Genomic DNA, 18,456 nt, shown 5'->3' on the forward strand with positions numbered 1-18,456 from the left:
CGGCACGCGGGTTGCCCATAGACGTATTCGCCTATACGGTGTCCGGGTGCCCCTGGACGCCTCACGCAACAGCCTCGTGCTGCCGATGCTCGGCCTCCTGGTCGAGCAGCCGGCCCACGCCTACGACGTCACCGCGCGCCTGCGCGAGCGGTACGCCGACCTGTCCGCCACCCGCAGCACGGTCACGTCCCTGCTCAAGGCGCTGGAGAAGGCCGGCCTGGTGGCGGCCCGCGCGCCCGAGCGGGTGGGCAACCGACCGCCGCGCACGTCCTACGCGCTGACCGACCGGGGCGTGGCGGACTTCCGGGACAAGGTCGAGGCGGGCCTGCGCGACGCCCGCCCGGCCTCGCTCGACTTCGTGCTGGCCGTGTCCTACGCGGGCATCCTGCCCGCCGATCAGGCGGTGTCCCTCCTCGACGCCCGCGCCGACCGGCTCGACCGCGAGTCGGCCGACCTGGACGTGCACCCCGAGGGCGTGGCCGAGGCGCACATGCTCGAAGTCGGCTATTGGCGTTCCGTGCTCGCCGCAGAAACCTCTTGGCTGCGGACGCTGTCACGGCGCATCAAAGAGCGGGACATCGGTTGGCCGAACGTGGTCGCCGAAGGCGCGGCGGGGGCCGGGTCGTGAGGTTCGGCATCTACCCCGGGGGTCGGGCGGCCGACGTGTGCTCGCGCCCGGCCGACCCGGCGGCGATCGACCGCCTCGTCGGCGAACTGGCCGGCGGCCACGCCTTCGTCGTCCGCGAGTACGTGCACTTCTTCGGCGACGAGCAGGCGCCGGAACTCATCGCCTCGCTCGGCGCGGCCGACGACCTCACCCGCCTCACCATGCCCGACGACTGGTACGCGCGGGACGGCCGCGAACTCGACCTCGTCGTGAGCTACCTGCCCCGCGTCGCCGACGTGCCGGGGTGGCTGACCTTCCTCGACACCGTCGTCGACCGCTACGGCCACCTGACCCGCCACCTCCAGGTGACCCTCGAACCGAACTTCCCCGTCCCGCTCATCGACGGCAGCTCGCCCGGCGTCCTCGACGCGCTCGTCCTCGGCGTCCCGCACGCCCGCGCCGCGCTGGACCGGCGTGGCCTGCACGACGTGCCGGTCGGGTTCTCGGTGGCCGAACCGGCGGAGTGGCTCGGCGGCGACGACGCGTTCTGGGCCCACCTGTCGACCGTGCCGCACGCCGACTTCGCCGCCCACGTCGACTACGTGGGCCTGGGCCTCTACCCGGACGCCTTCGCGCCGGTCGCGCCGCGCGGCACGCCGGGCGACGCCGCCTCCCTCGCCGCCCACGCGCTCGACCACCTGCGCGGCCACTCGCTGCCGCGAGCGGGCATCCCGCCCGAGGTGCCCCTCCGCGTCGTGGAGAACGGCAGCCCGAGCGGGCCGCCGCGCGACGAGCGGGCCCAGCGGGACTCGCTCACCGACATGATCGACGCGGTGCTCGACCGGCGGGAAGCGCTGAACGTCACGCACTACGAGTTGTTCAGCCTGCGCGACGCGGACAGCGGCTCGCCGGAGCCCACCGGGACGCTCGGCCTCGTCACCGACACCTATCGGCCCAAGCCGGCGTTCGCCGCCTACCGCGACCTCGTCCACCGCCACTCGTCGCCGGTACCGTCGGTCAGGGGGTGAGGAGGGACCGGTCGGCGGATCGCCGCACCACGTGGAAAACGATCATCCACTCCCGCGTCCTCAATGGACGTCCAAAGTGGATGAAGGCGCGGGGTGTCGCCGCGTGCTCGTCCGGCCTGGTCGGAGGTGGTCCGGTCGACACCGACGCACCCGGCCGGCCCGCCGCGCCGCCACCGCACCGCGAGCGCGTGCGGCGGCGCGGCGGGCGGCCCGCTGCTCCGTGACGGGGTTGTTGTCACGGGCCTCGGGGGGACTGTCGTAGAGTTCTCCACCCAGTGGGTGTTCAGCAGCGCAGCATCCCGGTCAGGGTGCGCCCGTTCGGGCTAACCGCCACACCGTGGGAGGACAAGCGCTGATGGCTGACGACGATTCCGTGATGGCCCTCGCCCGTGAGCTGGTCGAGGTGTCGCGACTGGTGGAGGACGACGACGTCGCCGGGGTCGCCCGGAGGTTCCTGGACCGGCTCGTGCGCACGGTGCCGGGCTGCGACCACGCGCTGCTCACGGTGCGCGGCGACGACGGCCCGGAGGCCGTGGCCGCGTCCGGCGAGTCACCGCGCCTGGACTCGCTGTCCGGGTCGGGCCCGATCGGCGAGGCGCTGGAGTACCGCGAGCCCCGGCGGATCGCCGACACGGCGGAGGACTCGCGCTGGACGTGGTTCGCCGCGGAGCTGGCGCTGGAGGGGTTCCGGTCGTGCCTGGTGCTGCCGGTGCCCACCACCCGGCCCTTCTCGGCGGCGCTGACGCTGCTGTCCCGCGCGCCGCACCGGTTCGACGAGGACGCCTACGACGTCGTGCTGCTGCTGACGCTGCACGCCGGCGCGGTGTTCGACAACGTCCGGCTCTACCACGACAGCCGCAAGCTGGTGGACAACCTCACCACGGCGCTGCACACCCGGCACGTGATCGGGCAGGCGCAGGGCATCCTGATGCACCGGTTCAGCTGCACCACCGGGGAGACCTTCGCGCTGCTGCGCCGCGCCTCCCAGCACGGCAACACCAAGCTGCGCGACGTCGCCGCGGCCGTGGTCTCGGGGCAGGAGGGCGGCCGGCTGTCCGACGTGCTGGCCGAGTACGGGTTGACGCAAGTGGCGGACCCGTCACCGAGCCTGGGCGAGTAACCGGGCACCGAGCCTGGGCGAGTGACCGGGCACCGAGCCCGGCGAGTCGCCCGAGTCCGGTGCCGGCCGCACCGCCGAGGCCGGTGGCAGGACCGCGTTCCTTCGAGCCCAGCGCCGGCCGCGCACCGCCGAGTCCGGTGCCGGGCGGTGCGCCCCGGAGCCGGTGCCCGGCCGCGCCCGTCCGGGGCCGGCACCGGTAGTCGGGGCGCCGAAGGTCGGGACACCGGACGGGTGCCGGGCCGCACCCGTGCGGGCCGGGCCGACCGGGGCGGGTGGCCGCCGTCGGCGCGCCCCGCCACCCGCCCCGTCGGTCCCCCGGCGGCCCGGCGGTCACGGGGCCGGGCCACCGCCGTGCGGCGCGGAGGCGCACCGCGCGCCGCCGCTCGCCGAGGCCACCGCCTCGATCTCGACCAGCAGTTCCCGGCGGCAGAGGTCCGTCACGACGAACACCACGTCCGCCGCCGGGTCCAGCGCCAGGGCGCACCTCGCGCGGACCGCGTCGAGGTCGCGCGCGTGCCGCACGTAGACCCGGACCGAGCGCAGGTCGGTCGGGGTGAAGCCGGCCGCGATGCCGTGGCGGGCCGTGTTCGCGCGCCCGATCAGCACCGCGATGTTGCGCAGCGCGACGTCGCACTGCCGCCGCGCGTCGCCGGGGTGCACGCTCTCGTGGCCGAGGATGCCCGCCGTGCCCGACACGTACAGGACGCCCCGACCGGGCTCGACCGGGTCCGGTTGCAGCCACGTCGCGCGGGAGAAGCTGGGCGGGCGCGGGCCGTAGCGGCGCGGGTAGCGGTAGGCGGCGACCTGGCGCGGGTTCTCCAGGTGCGTGACGCCGGCCGAGCGGGTGGCCAGCAGGTGGAAGCCGATGCCGCCGCCGAGCGCGCCGACCGCCGTGGCGGCGGGCATCCCGAGGCCGCGGGCGCGGTGCCGGTCGAACGCCTCCGCCCGGCCCGCGCAGAAGGCGCGGTACACCTCGGTGCCCGACCGGGTGTCGTTGATGCCGCGCACCAGGTTCCACATCCGGACCAGGCGCGGGAAACCCAGCGACAGCACCAGCTCGAACGCCGCCGAGTAGGCCACCGCCACCGCACGCGCGCACCGGTCGCCGCGCGGCAGGTGGCCCGCCAGGAACAGGTGCTCGTCGGTGTGCGCGAACACCATCCCGCCCGACCGTCCGGAGTGGACGGTGCCGGGCGCGGTCCACGTCTCGGTGAAGCCGGCCGCCGCGTCGGCGGACACGCGCAGCCGCACGCGCGGCACGCCCGCGACCAGCTCCGGCGGCGTCGCCGCGTCCCCGTGGTGGACCGTGGCCAGCAGGCCGGGGCCCGCCGGCGGCGGCCCCTCGCGGTGCAGCCGGCACGCGGGCGCGGAGCGGAGCGCGGTGGCCGCGCCGCGGGCGGTGTCGTCCATGTGTCCCTCCAGCCGCGTCGCACGGGTCGGCGGGCCGTGCCGCGGTCCCGGTGCGGGGTCACGGTCATCCGTACCCGACCCGCGCGGGCGGCGGAACCGGGAGGTGGCCGGCGGACGGACCCGCACGACGGCGGCGGTGGGCGTCCGGCGCACTCCGTCGGGGTGACAAGGGCTTCCCCATCGACTGAACACCGGGGGAACCGGCGGACCGCCGACCGCCGGATCGGTGCGCTGTTCGTGTGACGGGTGGCGTCCCCGCACACGAATGGCAGAAGCTGCCGGGGAATACACGATGGGGTGACATCCGGTTTGCTCCCCGCGTTCCTGTGGGAGGCTCGCCGCCGTCCGCGACGGCGAGCACGCGAGGGGACGAGTGACCGACGAGTGACCACAGTGGACGACCGAGGGCCGCTGCCGGCGTCCGGACGCCGCGCCCGGCCGACCTCCGGCTGACCGGCGGTGGCGCCGGTGCGGCACCCCGGTCCCGAGCACACGCCGTGGCCCGCCGAGGCCGCCGACCGCTACCGGGCCGCCGGTCACTGGCGGGGCCGGAGCTTCGGGGCGGCGCTGTCCGCGCTCGCCGCCGAGCACCGCGACCGGACGGCCGTGGTCGGCGCGTCCGCGGCCGGCCCGGCGCGCCTGACCTACCGCGAGCTGGACGACCGCGCGCACCGGGTGGCGGCGGGCCTGCGCGACCTCGGCGTCCGCGCCGGCGACCGCGTCGTGCTGCAACTGCCGAACGTGCCGGAGTTCGCGACGACGCTGTTCGGGCTGTTCCGGGCCGGCGCGTGGCCGGTCCTGGCGCTGCCCGCCCACCGGGAGGCCGAGCTGCGCCACTTCGCCGAGCAGACCGACGCCGTCGCGATCGTCACCGTCGACGCCCACGAGGGCCACGACCACGCGGCGACCGCCCGGCGGGTCGCCGACGCGGTGCCCGCGGTGCGGCACCTGCTCGTGCTGGGCGACCCGCCGCCCGGCGCCGTCGACCTGTCGTCCGTCGCCGCGCCGCCGCGCGACCTGCCCGACCCGGACGCGGGCGGTGTCGCGTTCCTCCAGCTGTCCGGCGGCACCACCGGCCTGCCCAAGCTCATCCCGCGCACCCACGACGACTACCTCTACAGCGTCCGCGAGAGCGCCCGGATCTGCCTGCTGGGACCGGACGACGCCTACCTCGCCGCGCTGCCGGTCGCCCACAACTTCCCGCTGTCCTCCCCCGGCGTGCTGGGCGCGCTGCACGCGGGCGCGTGCGCCGTGCTCGCGCCGGACCCGTTCCCGGAGACGGTGTTCCGCCTGGTCGAGCGGGAACGGGTGACGATCACCGGTGTCGTGCCGCCGCTCGCGGTGGCCTACGCGCGGGCCGCCGCGGCCACCGCCCGCGACCTGTCGAGCCTGCGCCTGCTCCAGGTCGGCGGCGCGCGGTGCTCGCCCGCGCAGGTCGCGCGGGTCGCGGCGGCGCTGGGCTGCGCGGTGCAGCAGGTGTACGGCATGGGCGAGGGCCTGGTCTGCTACACGCGGCCGGACGACCCGCCGGAGGCCGTGCTCGGCACGCAGGGCACGCCGATCTCCCCGGACGACGAGCTGCGGGTCGTCGAGCCCGGCGCGCCCGCGCACGCCGAGGTGCCGCCCGGCGAGGTCGGCGAGCTGCTGGTGCGCGGGCCGTACACGATCCGCGGCTACTACCGGGCCGCCGAGCACAACGCCACCGCGTTCACCCCGGACGGCTTCTACCGGACCGGCGACCTCGTGCGCCGGGACGCCGCCGGCCGCGTCACCGTCGTGGGCCGGATCAAGGACCAGATCAACCGGGGCGGCGAGAAGATCGCGGTCGAGGAGGTCGAGGGCCACCTCCTCGCCCACCCGGCGGTGCTGGACGCGGCGGTCGTCGGCGTCGCGGACGACTACCTGGGCCAGCGCAGTTGCGCGTACGTGGTCCTCGACGGCGACGCCGCCGAGCCGCCCACGCCGCCGCAGCTGCGCCGGTTCGTCCGGGACCGCGGCGTCGCGCCGTTCAAGGTGCCCGACCGGGTGCTGGTGCTCGACCGCTTCCCGGTGACCGGTGTCGGCAAGACGAGCAGAAGGGCGTTGCGCGCCGCGCTGGCCACCCTGGCCGCGCTGACGCCGGACGGCGGCGCGCGGGTCGAGGAGGACAGGGGATGACGGACAGGGACGCGGTCCGCGCGCACGTCGCGGCCGTGCTCGGCGAACCGGCCGAGACCTTCGGCGACGACGAGGACCTGCTGGAGCGGGGTATGGACTCGATCCGGCTCGTGCACCTCGCCGAGCGGCTGCGCGCGCTCGGCGTCGTGGGCTCGGTGGTGGACCTCGCCGAGACGCCCACGATCGCGGCGTGGGCGGACTCGGCCGGGCCGGGTGCGCGCCGGTGAGCCGCGAGGAGCACGTCGACGTCGTCGTGGTGGGCGGCGGGCCGGCCGGGTCGACGGTGGCCACCCTGGTCGCCCGGCGCGGCCACTCGGTGGCGCTGCTGGAGAAGGAGCGGTTCCCGCGCCACCGGATCGGCGAGTCGCTGCTGCCCGCCACCGTGCACGGCGTGTGCCGGTTGCTGGAGGTCTCCGACGAGGTCGCGCGGGCCGGGTTCGTGGTCAAGCGGGGCGGCACGTTCCGGTGGGGCGCGGCGAAGGACCCGTGGAACTTCCTGTTCGCGGTGTCGCCGCGGCTGGCCGGCCCGACGTCGTTCGCCTACCAGGTCGACCGGATGCGGTTCGACGAGATCCTGCTGCGCAACGCGGCCCGCCACGGCGTCGACGTGCGCGAGGAGTGCCCGGTGGGCGCGGTGCTGCGCGACGGCGACGGCCGCGTCGCGGGCGTGCGCTGCACGGACCGGGACGGCGTCACCCGCACCGTCCGCGCCCGCTACGTCGTGGACGCCTCGGGCAGCACCGGCCGGCTGTGGACCGCGGTCGGCGCGCCGCGGCACTACTCGGACTTCTTCAAGAACATCGCGGTGTTCGGCTACTTCCACGGCGGCGGGCGGCTGCCCGGACCGGACCGGGGCAACATCCTGTGCGCCGCGTTCGACGAGGGCTGGTGCTGGTACATCCCGCTGTCGGACGAGCTGACCAGCGTCGGCGCGGTGGTCCACCGGACGCGGGCGGCGGAGGTCTCGGCCGACCGCGGCCGGGCGCTGCGCGACCTGGTGGGGCGGTGCGACATCGTGGCCGACCTGCTGTCACCGGCGACGCGGGTGGAGGAGGGCGCGCACGGGCAGGTCCGGGTGCGCAAGGACTACTCGTACGCGACCGGGCGGTTCCACGCGGACGGTGTGCTGCTCGTCGGCGACGCGGCCTGCTTCGTCGACCCGGTGTTCTCCACCGGCGTGCACCTGGCCACCTACGGCGCGCTGCTGGCCGCGCGGTCGATCAACAGCGCCCTGTCCGGCGAGGTGCCCGAGCCGGTCGCGATGGCCGAGTTCGAGGGCCGCTACCGCCGCGAGTACGGGGTGTTCTACGAGTTCCTGACCGCGTTCTACGACATGCAGCAGCACGAGGGGACGTACTTCTGGCAGGCCCGCAGGGCGTCCGGGATCGGCGACACGGACCTGGAGGCGTTCGCGACGCTGGTCGGCGGTGTGGCGTCGGGAGATCCGGGGCTCGACGCGGCGCGCACCCGGCTGGTGGGCGCCGGCCGGGACCTCGCCGCCGGGGTCGCCGCCACCGGTCCGATGCAGACCGCGTCGGGCGAGCGCATGGCGACGCTGTTCCGCACGCCGGTGGTGCGCGACGTCATGGCGGAGGCCGCGCGGTTGCAGGCGCGGGACGCGCCCGCGTCGCCGCTGCTGCCGGGCGGGCTGGTGCCGTCGCCGGACGAGTTGGGGTGGGTGGCCGGATGAGGGCCGCCGATCACCTGCACGGGCGAATGCACCGGACCGCCTTGCCCGGCCGGAATCGGCCGGCCTAGCGTTGGCGCGACGGTGCGTGACACCGCTCACCGCGCGTTCACCGATCAGCGCGTATCCCCGCTTACCGGGCCGCCGTGCCGCGAACGGCCGCCGCCACGCGCCCGGAGTCGATCCGAAAGGCGTTCGATGCCCGTCTCCGCGTTCACCGACAGCAAGCCGACCCGCGTGCTCCGCACGGAAGGCCCGGACCGCGACGCGGGTGGGCGCCCGCGGCGGCGCCCGGCGCCGGCGGGCGTCGCGGCCGCTGCGGTGCGCCACCCGGACCGCGACGGCGGCAGGCACCCCGGCCGCGACGGCGGCGCACACCACCACCGCGACACCGACGGGCGCGTCGACCGCGACAGCAGCCGGCCTTTCGACCGCGACAGCGGGCGCCTCGGCCGCGCGGAAGTGGCGGGCGCAGGGATGGCGGGCGCAGGGATGGCGGGCGCAGGGGTGGCGGGCTCCCGCTCCGGCGCGGACCCGGACGCGCCGGGCGACCGGGGGACGGGCCGCTCGCCGGTGGCGTGAGCCGACGCCCGAGGCCCGCCCGTGCTCCCCGAACAGGTGCTGCGCGCACCCCTGGACGAACTACCGGACGTCGACACGATGATCGCCGCGGCGGTGCGCTGGCACTTCGACCCGCGCACCGGCTCGCCGTTCTGGCTGGAGATCGCCCGCTCGCTGCCGTTCGACCCGATCGTGGACGTCGTGGACGTCGCCGGGCTGCGCCGGTTCCCCGACGTCGGCGACCGGCTGCGGACCGCGGCGGTGGCCGACCTCGTGCCGAAGGGGTTCGGCGCGACCGCGCGACCGCCGCTGGTGTTCCAGAGCGGCGGCACCACCGGCGTCCCGAAGCGGATCGTCGAACTCGGCTTCTGGCGGCGCACCGCGCGCTGGCTGGACCGCTGCCTGGACGCGCACGGCATCGAGCGCGGCGGTGACTGGCTCTACCTCGGCCCGACCGGGCCGCACGTGGTCGGCTACGCGTTCGGGCTGGTCGCCGCCAGGCGCGGCGGGGTGTTCCACACCGTCGACTTCGACCCCCGGTGGGTCAAGCGCGATCCGGCGCAGCTCGACGCGTACCTCGACCACGTCGTGGAGCAGGCCGCGTGCGCGCTGCGCACGCAGCGGATCTCCGTGCTGTGGGCGACGCCGCCGATGCTGGTCGCCCTCGCCGACCGGCCGGAACTGGTCGAGCTCGTCGCGCCCACCGTAGACGGCGTCGTGTGGTCCGGCACGTCGGCGGACCCCGAGACCCTGCACCTGCTGGAGACCGAGGTGTTCCCGGAGGCGCGGCTCGTCGGCGTCTACGGCAACACGCTGATGGGCGCGGCGCCGCAGCGGCCCGGCGACGACGGGTGCGTGTTCGAGCCGTTCTCCCCGCACGCCGTGCTCGAACTGGTCGACCCCGAGGGCAGGCCGGTCGGCTACGGCGAGCGCGGGCAGGTCCGGTTCCACCACCTGTCGGCGGACCTGTTCCTGCCCAACGTCCTGGAGCGCGACCTGGCCACGCGGCGTCCGCCGAGCCGGGTGGACGGCCCGGACGGGCTGTCCGAGGTGGCCCCCGCGCCCCGGCCGGACCTGACCGTCACCGAGGGGGTGTACTGACGTGCGGGTGGTCGACCCGATCGGCCCGGACGGCGCGCACGCCTCGCGCGACCGCGTGGTGCTCGCCGACGTCGGCGGCGCGCCCGCCGTCGACCTGGGGCTCGCGCCGCCGCTGCTGGTCACCCGCACGCTGCGCCGGATGCGCGCCGCGCCGGAGCAGTCCGAAGTGGACCGCGTCGCCGCGATCCACCGCGCCGGCGCGGTGTTCGAGGGCGCGGTGCTCGACGGCGAGTCGCCCGAGGACTACTGCCGGGACCACGCGCGGCTCTCCGGCGTGCCGGTCCGGGCGGCGTGCCGCGCGCTGTCGGCGATCCGCGACACGGCGGCCCGGATCGCCGACGTGGTCGACGCCTCCCGCCCGACCGGGGTCGCGGACGGGCGCGCGGTGTGGGCGCGCCGGGGCGACGTGCTGGGCGTCCTCGCGCCGGGCAACCACCCCCTGCCGCACGCCCTGTGGCTGACCGCCTCGGCGCTCGGCTACCGCGTGGCGGTCCGCCCCTCGGCGCGCGACCCGCTCACCGCCGCCCGCCTGGTGCGGGCGCTGCACGCGGCCGGCCTCGCGCCCGGCCACTGCGCCCTGCTGCCCGGCCCGCACCGCTCGGGTGACGTGCTGGTGGCCGCCGCCGACCTCGCGCTGGTGTTCGGCGGGGCGGCGACGGTCGCGCGGCACGCGGGCGACCCCGCGGTGCGGGCGTTCGGTCCGGGCCGGTCCAAGGTGCTCGTCACCGCCGAGGTCGACTGGCGGCGGCACCTGGACGTGCTCGTGGCGTCCGTGGCGGAGGAGGGCGGCACGCAGTGCCTGCACGCGACCACCGTGCTCGTGGAGGGCGCGGACGCGGCGCACCGGCTGGCGGAGGCGCTGGCCGACCGGCTCGGGCGGCTGCCCGCGCTGCCGCCGCAGGATCCGGCCGCGACCCTGCCCGTGCTGCCGCTCGCCGACGCGGCGAAGTTCGCGGAGGCGTTCGAGGCCCGCACGGGCGTCCCGGTGCCCGTGGCGGACCTCGGCGACGGGAGCGCGGCGCTGCGCCCGGTGGTCGTCGGCCCGCGCGCGCTGCCCGCGGGCCCGGTGGAGATGCCCTTCCCCTGCGTGTGGGTCACGCCGTGGCAGGAGGCCGACGGCACGGCACCGCTGCGCGACAGCCTGGCGCTGACCCTCATGACGACGCGGCGCGACCTCGTGCGGCGGTGCCTGGTCGAACCGACGATCCGGGCGGTCCACTGGGGACCGACGCCGACGACCGCGTACGACCCGGTGCTGCCGCACGACGGTTACCTGGCCGAGTTCCTCATGACGGCACGGGCTTCGACCACGTGGTCGGGGGTCGGGATGCCGTGAGACGGGGCCCGGCGCGGCGGCGGGTCCCGGCGCGGGTCGCGGGTCGCGGGTCCTGGCGCGGGTCGCGGGTCACGGGTCCTGGCGCGGGTCACGGGTCCTGGCACGGCCCGTCGCCCGGTCCGATCACCGGGTGACGGGCCGTGCCGGGAGATCCGCTCAGCCCACCCCCGGCGCGGGCCGGACCGTGGCCGTCGTCGCCTGCCGTTCGTTGTCCGCGGGCCGCGCGTCACCGTCGTACCGCTCGCTCAGCTTCGCCACCGCCTTGAACGTGACGCCGGCCGCGACGTCCTCCGCCCGGTAGGTGTAGGCGAAGGGGAACGCCACCGCACCGCCCGCCGACGCCGCGACCCACTGCGACAGCGCGCCGAGCCGCTCGGAGTAGCCGCTCGCCGCCTGCCGGTACAGCTCCACCTGCACCGTCTCGTCGTAGCGGGTGTTGGTCACCGAGACCCTGATCGTCCCGGTCCGGCCGACGCGCCCCGAGGCGGGCACCGCGAAGTCGCCGATCGCCACGTCGTGCGTCCGGACCTCCACCATCCGCGTGGCGGTCCCGCTCCGGCCGTCGTCGGTCGACAGGGTGGCCTCGACGAGGTAGTCGCCGTCGACGGCGTACCGGTGCCGGGGCGCGTCGCCGCCGACGGGCGCGGAAGCGCCGTCGCCGAACCGGATCGCGCCACCGGTGACGGGACGACCCAGGGCTCCGTTCGCCCACAGGTCGAACTCGATGTCGTCGAAGACCGACGGTCGCGGGGGATCCGGCGACACGACGGGCACGAGGGACGGCGCGTTCCGCACCCGCAGGTCGAACCAGCCGGCGTGCTCGGGCCGCGCGGCGACCCGGACGAGGTAGGTCTCGCCGGCGGTCGCGGTGAACACCGACCCCGGCCCCTGGTCCCCCACCACCGCGCAGTCCACCTCGGTGGCGGGGTCGGCCGTCACGCCCCGGTAGACGGTGACCACGGCCTGGTGGCGGAGGCTCACCGACACGCTGACCGACCGGGTGCGGTCGGGCGTGTAGCGGTACCACGCGGACCGGTCGGCGGCGGTGTCGCAGCTCGCCGCCGCCTCGCCCGGCTCGGCCGACGCGTGCGACAGGTCACCGGTCCGCGCCGCGGGGAAGTCGAGCACCTCGGCCGCCGCGCGGTCGTCGTTCGGCGCGGGCGGCTGGGCGCTGACGTCGAGCCGGACCTGTCCCCCGCCGTAGTACTCGATCAGCAGGATGTGGTAGGTCGTGCCCGCCGTGGCGGGGAACGTCTCCGGCGTGCCGGTGTCGGCGCTGCACGCGCCCGGCACCTGCGTCAGCGCGCCGCGTTTCCCCGTGTACACGGCGATGAGCGGTCGCTGGGCGGTGCTGTTCGCCGCCACCCGGACCAGGCCGTCGGCGGTGGGCGTGTAGTGGTACCACACGGTCCGCGAACCCCAGTGGTAGCAGGAGGTCGGGTCGTCGTCCGCCTTGGTCGCGGTGGTGGTGTCCTCGGTGGTGGTGAACGGCAGTGCGCCGATGGTGGTGGCCGTGTCGAAGTCGTCGTTGGCCGACGGCTCCGCGTGCGCGAGGCCGGGCGCGAGCACCGCGATCGCGAGCGCGACCAGGGCGACGACCGACGTGCGCTTGGTGGTGCGTCTCATGGTTCTCCCCCTCGGGAACGCGGTCAGGCGGCCTTCATGGCGGTGGTGCGCGGTTTCACGGTCGTGGCGATCGCGACCACCTCGTTGTCGGCCGACCTGGCGTCGCGCACCGGGTACGGCAGTTCCGCCACGGCCCGGAACGCCACCTTGCCGGCCACCGCGTCGTCCGGCGTGAAGGTGTACGAGAACGGGAACTGCACCCTGCGGGTCGGGTGCGCGGGCACGTCGAGGGTCAGCGACCCGACCGGCCTCCAGGACTCGTTCCCGGAATTCTTGTAGAGCGTGACGGTCGTCTTCTCGGTGTACCGCGTGTTGGCGACGTGGACCGTGATGGGCTTGCTCTGGCCTTCCCTGGCCGCGGTGGGCACGGCGAACCGCTCGATCGCCACGTCGTGCGTGCTCACCGTGATGTTGCTGCGCACGGTCGCGGTGCGGCCGTCCGGTGAGGTCACGCGCGCGGTGATCGGGTAGACGCCGTCACGGGTGTAGCGGTGCGCCACGCGTCCGACGGTGGCGGGCGCGGTCGTGCCGTCGCCGAAGTCCCACTCGGCGGTCAGCGGCCGGTCGATCGCTTGCCACGACGTGGTCTCGAAGGTGACCGTCTCGTAGACCGTCGGCTCGTGCGTCGACGTGCTCAGGCCCGGCGCGAGGGGCGGCGCTTCCGCCAGGAACAGGGTGAGCGGCTGGTAGGCGCGCTGCGGCCCGGTGACCCGCAGGTGGTAGGTCGTGCCCGGTCGCGCGGCGAACACCGTCGGGTCGGAGTGCTGGTTCGCCTCGCACGTGATCTCGGTGAGCCCCGGCAGCGAGTCCCCGGTGTAGACGGTGACCGCCCCCTCGTACGTGTCGACGCGCGCGGTGACCGACGTCGCCTGCCCGGCCGCGGTGTAGGAGTACCAGACCGACGGGACGCTCTCGTCCTGCACGCAGCGGGACTCCGGTTCGTCGGCCTCGAACGACGCCGTCGACAGGTCCGGCTGCCGCGTGGCGGGCAGGGCGGTGACGGGCTCGGCGTCCGCGAAGCGGTCGTTGGCCGCCGGCGCGATGCGGTCCAGGGCGAACGACAGCGACCCGCCGGTGGTGCGTTCGCCCGCGACCAGGAAGTGGTAGGTCGTGCCGGCCGTCGCGCGGATGGTGGCCTTGGCGTTCCGCCCGCTACCGCAGCCGTTCTCCACCCAGTGCAGGTCGCCGCGCGAGCCCGTGAAGGCGCTGACGAGCGTGCCCTGGTCGTCGGCCGCGGTGGTGGCGCGCAGCAGGCCGTCCTCGGTGGCGGTGTACCGGAACCAGATCGAGCCGCCGTGCTCGTAGGGGTCGCACCCGGTCGGGTCGTCGGTCGCCTTGGTCGCCTCCGCGGTGTCCTGCCGCGCCGTGAACGGCAGCGCCCCGACCTCCGTCGAGTGGTCGAAGTCGTCGTTGGACGGCGGCTCCGCGTGCGCGATGCCGGGTGTCGACATCGCCGTGAGCGCGGCGAACGCGACTATGAGCGCGCGCGACCGCGAGGATCCCGTCATGGACTGCCCCCCATTGCCTGCTTGCACAGTGGTTCTCATGCGGATGATCGGCGTGCCGCGGGCGGGTATGACGCGTTCCGCCCGAAGTTGAGCCGTCCGACGCAGCGGCGCTACGTCGTTCACCGGCCGGGCGCGGCCGGTCGGTCCAGGGCACGTCCACGGCGGGCTGCGAGCAGCGCTGTCCGTCCACTGTGGATTGTGTCGGTCGCGGCGCGGGGCGGTGCCGATCGCCCCGGTCCGGTCGGGGTTTCCGTTGCGTGGCCGGTGGTCCGGGGGTTGAGCGGCCGACCCGCTGTCGCATTTCCGCGAGCGCTAGGGTGGACGGCGTGCCAGCGTCCACGAGCCGGGCCGATCGCGGGTCCCGGCGCTTCCCGGTTCGACCGGTCACGGGTGTCGCGCTGCTGTCCACCGGCCTGCTCTCGGGCGCGTTCGGGTACGGCGCGGTGAACCTGGTGACCACGTTCAACGCGGTGCCGCTCGACCTCCGGCTGACGTTCCACGCCGAGATCATGAAGGTCAACGGCCCGGTCATGCAGACCACGATGGCGCTGGCGGCGCTCAGCACGCTCGCGCTGGCGGTCGGCACGCGGGGTGTGCCGCGGCTCCTGACGGGCGCGGCGGGCGTGCTGGCCGTGGCCTCGTTCCTGATCACGCGGTTCGGGAACGTGCCGATCAACGGGCTGATCAAGGTGTGGGCCGTGACGTCGCCGCCGGCCGACTACGCGGCGGTCCTCCAGCGCTGGGAGGCGTTCAACGTCGCGCGCACCGTCGCCGCGCTGATCGCGTTCCTGCTCGTCATCGTGGTCGCCACCCGGTTCCCGGCGTGCCGGCGGTGCAGCGCCACGACCTAGTGCTCCAGCCGTGGAACGGTCCCCATGGCGTCGTCGGCACCAAGCCCGAGCCGCGCCCGCCACTACCGACGGCGAGCAGCCGCGAGCAGTCACGGGTCACGGACAACGGTTGAGGTACTAGCGTTACGTCGGTGGACCGATCGAAGATCTTCGACATCGCGCACCTGCGCCACCCCATCGCGGCGCCGGTCGCGCCCGACCGGTTGCGCGAGTTGGTCGGGTGGTTGAGCCCCGCCGACGGCGCCCGCGTGGTCGACCTCGGCTGCGGTGAGGGCGAGTGGCTGCAGCAGGTGCTGCTGGACCATCCCGCGACGACAGGCGTCGGGATCGACCACATGCTGCCGGCCTCGGCCGCCCGGCGCACCGGCGAGCGCGGGCTGGCGGACCGGGTGCGATGGATCGAGACCGACGCCACCACCTGGAACGACGGGCTCTTCGACGTGGTGCTCTGCGTCGGCGCCCGGCACGCCTTCGGCGGGTTGGAGGACATGCTGGTCGCCGTCCGGCGGCACCTGCGCCCCGGCGGTCAGGCGCTGATCGGCGAGATGATCTGGGAAGGGACCCCGTCCGCGGCGGCGCTGGCCGCGCTCGGGCTCCCGGCCGACTCCGTCCCCGACCTCGCCGGCCTGGTGCACGCCTTCCACCGGCACGGTTTCGAGCCCTCCTTCGGGCACGTCAGCACACTGACCGAATGGGACGACTACGAGTTCAGCTGGACCGGCTCGCTCATCGACTGGGCCGTGCGGTCGGCCCCGACCGCCGAGGACCGCGACCAGGCGCTCGCCGCCGCCCGCGAGCACCGTGACACCTGGCTCGGCGGCTTGCGGCGTGAGCTCGGGTTCGCCACCTTCGTCTCGCACGATGTCGCGCCCGGACCGGTCCGAGGGGCCATCGGCTGCTGATCACGAACTACTACTGGAGCACCAGGCGGCCGTCCGCCCGCTCGGCACGGCCGGTCGCGCCCGGACCGACCGGCCGTGCTCGCGGGTCCTAGCTCCGCGCCGCAGGCTCGCGGTGGGGCAGTCGGGCCTTCCGGAGCGCGACGAGCAGCACGAGCGGCACGAGCACGGCCAGGCCCAGCGTGACGACGTTGCCGACCTGGTCGACCACCGGCATGTGGTCGAGGTGCAGCAGGTGGAACCACATGTGCGGCACCGCGAACAGCAGGTACCCGATCAGGACGACGCGCACCAGCAGGCGGTCCAGGGTGACCAGGGCGTAGGCCAGCCCCACGCCGATGGCGAGGTTGAGGCTGCCGAAGTCGCGCACCAGGTGCTCGTTGTACGGCGGGAACATCGCCACCCAGTGGTGGCCCGGCGCGGGGAAGCCGTCGTAGAAACCCCGGGGCGAGAGCAGCGCCCAGCCGCCGACGACGAGCTGCGTGGCGGTCAGGAACAACAATCCGACGCGGAAGAACTTCATGCCCGGTGGACGAGACCGCCGGCGGGAACGTGACAGCCGCGGCGTCGGTGATCCGCCGCACCCCGACGCCGGCCCCCGGAGCACCGCCCGCGCCCCACGGCCCCGCGCCCTCGTCCCACGACCTGCGGACGGGCCTCGCGCGGATTAGGGTGGGTGTGGTGCCCACCTGGTCGAGCCGGGGAGGGGTCATGGCGTCCGAATCGACCGTGGTGTCCGCGCCCGCCCTCTGGGACGGCGACGGCGGGCTCCCGAGCGGACCGGCCCGGATCGTCGTCACCGGCGGGGTGATCAGCGGGGTCGGCCCGGACGCCCCGGCGCCGCCCGGCGCGCGGGTGGTCGAGCTGGACGGCCACACCCTGCTGCCCGGCCTGATCGACGCGCACGTCCACTGCGCCAACCGGCCGATCGACGGGCCCGTCCACGCGGGCACCCAGGTGAGCCGCCACGTGCTGGGCGCGATACCCGCCCTGGAAGCCCTGCTGCACAACGGGTTCACCACGGTCCGCGACCTCGGCTGCCCCGTCGGCGAGCCGATCACGGTCGCCCTGCGCGACGCGGTCGAGGCGGGTGTCCTGCCGGGTCCGAGCATGGTGGTCGCGCCGCACATCGTGTCCTCCCACGCGGGGCACGGCGACGAGTCGATCGGGCTCACCACCGGCAGCAGCGTCGAGCTGGGCGCGCTGGCCGACGGCGTCGACAGCGTGCTGACCCGCGTGCGGGCGGAGGTCCGGGCCGGCGCGGACTGGATCAAGTTCGCCGCCAGCGGCGGGTTCACCTCCGGCGGCGACGACCCCGACGACTGCGCCTACACGCGGGCGGAGGTGGAGGCGCTGGTGGCGGCGGCGACCGACTTCCACCGCCCCTGCGCGGCGCACGCCCTCGGCGACCGGGCGGTGCGACGGGCCGTGGCGGCCGGGGTGCGGTCGGTCGAGCACGCCCTGCTCGCGACCGCCGACACGCTGGCGCTGATCCGGCGGCGCGGGATCTTCGTCGTGCCGACGGTGCACGCGGCCATGCACCTGGTGGACCGGCTGGACGACGACGAATTCTGGCGGACGCGGCCGGCCGACCTGCGCCGCAAGCTGGAGGTCCACGCCGAGGCGATGCGCGCGGCCGTCCGGCGGATGGCGCACAGCGACGTGCTCATCGCGTTCGGCACGGACGCGGGGGTGTTCCCCCACCGGGACAACGCGTGCGAGTTCGCGGCGCTGACGCGGCACGGGTTCTCGCCGCACCGGGTGCTGCGGGCGGCGACGTCGGTGGCGGCCGACCTGCTGGCGATGCCGGACCGGGGTCGGGTGCGGTGCGGTGGGCGTGCGGACCTGGTGGCGGTGCCGGGCGACCCCTTCGCGGACATCGAGGTGATGGAACGGGTCGACTTCGTGATGCGCGGTGGTCGGGTCGTCCGGTCACCGGAGCGGGAGCCGGGGCCTGAGCCCTGGTGACGGGGCGCGGGCCGGGGCTCGGGCGACGGCGCGCGGCCGTCAGCGATCCGGGTCGCGCCGCTCGACACCGAGTTCCGCCACGAGCCCTTCGACCAACTCCCTGATCCGGTCCCGGATGGGGCGCACCGCCGCGACGCCCCGGCCCGCCGGGTCGTCGAGCGGCCAGTCGAGGTAGCGCTTGCCGGGGAACACCGGGCACGCGTCGCCGCACCCCATCGTGACGCAGACGGTCGACTCGCGGACCGCGTCGTGGGTCAGCACGGCGGGCACCCGGCCGGCCAGGTCGACGCCGACCTCGCGCATGGCCTCGACCACGGCCGGGTTGACCTCGTCGGCGGGCGCCGAGCCGGCGGAGCGGACCTCCACGCGGTCCCCCGCCAGGTGTTCCAGCCAGGCGGCGGCCATCTGGGAGCGGCCCGCGTTGTGGACGCAGACGAACAGCACCGACGGACGCTCGGCCGCGGTCGCGCCGGGGTCGGCGGTGGAGGGCTCGGTCGGGGAAGGCAGGTCGGTCATCGCGCTCCTCCGTCGGGTGCGGTCGCCGCACCGGGTCGTGTGGTCGCACCGGACGTCCCGAGGGATGTCGTGCCGCGTCGC

General features: G+C 75.5%; 17 protein-coding genes. 12 read left to right on the forward strand and 5 right to left on the reverse strand.

Going from position 1 to position 18,456, the window contains the following annotated elements; translation table 11 throughout:
• The first annotated feature begins 46 nt into the window (after positions 1-46).
• From C8E97_RS20495 to C8E97_RS20505, 3 genes are all read left to right on the forward strand, one after another.
• Positions 47-628: a PadR family transcriptional regulator gene (locus tag C8E97_RS20495; protein WP_121007156.1), complete on the forward strand. Its 582-nt coding sequence runs from the start codon at positions 47-49 to the stop codon at positions 626-628.
• Positions 625-1,635, forward strand: a complete 1,011-nt coding sequence (locus tag C8E97_RS20500; RefSeq protein WP_121007157.1) for a hypothetical protein — start codon at positions 625-627, stop codon at positions 1,633-1,635. Before C8E97_RS20495 ends, C8E97_RS20500 begins: the two co-directional genes overlap by 4 nt.
• Before the next feature lie 355 nt (positions 1,636-1,990).
• Complete coding sequence (locus tag C8E97_RS20505) at positions 1,991-2,755, forward strand: GAF and ANTAR domain-containing protein (RefSeq protein ID WP_121007158.1); 765 nt, start codon at positions 1,991-1,993, stop codon at positions 2,753-2,755.
• A 330-nt stretch (positions 2,756-3,085) separates the two neighbouring features.
• Here the strand turns inward: C8E97_RS20505 and C8E97_RS20510 are convergent, their stop codons facing one another.
• Positions 3,086-4,165: an FkbO/Hyg5 family chorismatase gene (locus C8E97_RS20510; protein WP_121007159.1), complete on the reverse strand. Its 1,080-nt coding sequence runs from the start codon at positions 4,163-4,165 to the stop codon at positions 3,086-3,088.
• A gap of 468 nt (positions 4,166-4,633) precedes the next feature.
• On the opposite strand from C8E97_RS20510, the gene C8E97_RS20515 reads away from it, so the two are divergent.
• The 6 genes from C8E97_RS20515 (at position 4,634) to C8E97_RS20540 (ending at position 11,007) form a co-directional block, all read left to right on the forward strand.
• On the forward strand, positions 4,634-6,322 hold the full coding sequence (locus C8E97_RS20515) for a (2,3-dihydroxybenzoyl)adenylate synthase (RefSeq protein WP_121011991.1): 1,689 nt from the start codon (positions 4,634-4,636) through the stop codon (positions 6,320-6,322).
• Positions 6,319-6,549 carry a phosphopantetheine-binding protein gene (locus C8E97_RS20520; protein ID WP_121007160.1) on the forward strand — a complete coding sequence of 77 codons (231 nt, stop codon included), beginning with the start codon at positions 6,319-6,321 and terminating at the stop codon, positions 6,547-6,549. The genes C8E97_RS20515 and C8E97_RS20520 overlap by 4 nt, the downstream gene beginning before the upstream one ends.
• Positions 6,513-8,012 carry an FAD-dependent oxidoreductase gene (locus C8E97_RS20525; protein ID WP_246019042.1) on the forward strand — a complete coding sequence of 500 codons (1,500 nt, stop codon included), beginning with the start codon at positions 6,513-6,515 and terminating at the stop codon, positions 8,010-8,012. The genes C8E97_RS20520 and C8E97_RS20525 overlap by 37 nt, the downstream gene beginning before the upstream one ends.
• Positions 8,013-8,207: 195 nt before the next feature.
• Positions 8,208-8,591, forward strand: a complete 384-nt coding sequence (locus C8E97_RS20530) for a hypothetical protein (protein WP_121007161.1) — start codon at positions 8,208-8,210, stop codon at positions 8,589-8,591.
• 21 nt (positions 8,592-8,612) lie between these two features.
• Positions 8,613-9,671, forward strand: coding sequence for a class I adenylate-forming enzyme family protein (locus tag C8E97_RS20535; RefSeq protein WP_211347092.1), 1,059 nt, complete (start codon positions 8,613-8,615; stop codon positions 9,669-9,671).
• Position 9,672: 1 nt separating this feature from the next.
• A complete protein-coding gene (locus C8E97_RS20540) occupies positions 9,673-11,007 on the forward strand; it encodes an aldehyde dehydrogenase family protein (protein ID WP_121007162.1) in 1,335 nt (444 codons plus the stop codon).
• A gap of 156 nt (positions 11,008-11,163) precedes the next feature.
• On the opposite strand, the gene C8E97_RS20545 is transcribed toward C8E97_RS20540, so the two are convergent.
• Together C8E97_RS20545 and C8E97_RS20550 are read right to left on the reverse strand one after the other, a co-directional pair.
• Positions 11,164-12,633: a hypothetical protein gene (locus C8E97_RS20545; protein WP_121007163.1), complete on the reverse strand. Its 1,470-nt coding sequence runs from the start codon at positions 12,631-12,633 to the stop codon at positions 11,164-11,166.
• 23 nt (positions 12,634-12,656) lie between these two features.
• Positions 12,657-14,141, reverse strand: a complete 1,485-nt coding sequence (locus tag C8E97_RS20550) for a PKD domain-containing protein (RefSeq protein WP_121007164.1) — start codon at positions 14,139-14,141, stop codon at positions 12,657-12,659.
• 326 nt (positions 14,142-14,467) lie between these two features.
• On the opposite strand from C8E97_RS20550, the gene C8E97_RS20555 reads away from it, so the two are divergent.
• Both C8E97_RS20555 and C8E97_RS20560 read left to right on the forward strand, forming a co-directional pair.
• Positions 14,468-14,992 (forward strand): anthrone oxygenase family protein, encoded by a 525-nt coding sequence (locus C8E97_RS20555; protein WP_121012000.1) that lies wholly within the window; start codon positions 14,468-14,470, stop codon positions 14,990-14,992.
• A gap of 131 nt (positions 14,993-15,123) precedes the next feature.
• Positions 15,124-15,894: a class I SAM-dependent methyltransferase gene (locus tag C8E97_RS20560; RefSeq protein WP_121007165.1), complete on the forward strand. Its 771-nt coding sequence runs from the start codon at positions 15,124-15,126 to the stop codon at positions 15,892-15,894.
• A gap of 88 nt (positions 15,895-15,982) precedes the next feature.
• Here the strand turns inward: C8E97_RS20560 and C8E97_RS20565 are convergent, their stop codons facing one another.
• Positions 15,983-16,414, reverse strand: a complete 432-nt coding sequence (locus C8E97_RS20565) for a hypothetical protein (protein WP_121007166.1) — start codon at positions 16,412-16,414, stop codon at positions 15,983-15,985.
• Positions 16,415-16,602: 188 nt separating this feature from the next.
• Between C8E97_RS20565 and C8E97_RS20570 the strand changes: the two genes are divergently transcribed.
• Entirely contained in the window at positions 16,603-17,859 is a 1,257-nt protein-coding gene (locus C8E97_RS20570; RefSeq protein WP_121007167.1) for a metal-dependent hydrolase family protein, read from the forward strand.
• 39 nt (positions 17,860-17,898) lie between these two features.
• On the opposite strand, the gene C8E97_RS20575 is transcribed toward C8E97_RS20570, so the two are convergent.
• Positions 17,899-18,375 (reverse strand): arsenate reductase ArsC, encoded by a 477-nt coding sequence (locus C8E97_RS20575; protein ID WP_121007168.1) that lies wholly within the window; start codon positions 18,373-18,375, stop codon positions 17,899-17,901.
• Positions 18,376-18,456: the final 81 nt, after the last annotated feature.

Source organism: Saccharothrix australiensis, from assembly GCF_003634935.1.
Classification (GTDB): Bacteria; Actinomycetota; Actinomycetes; order Mycobacteriales; family Pseudonocardiaceae; genus Actinosynnema; species Actinosynnema australiense.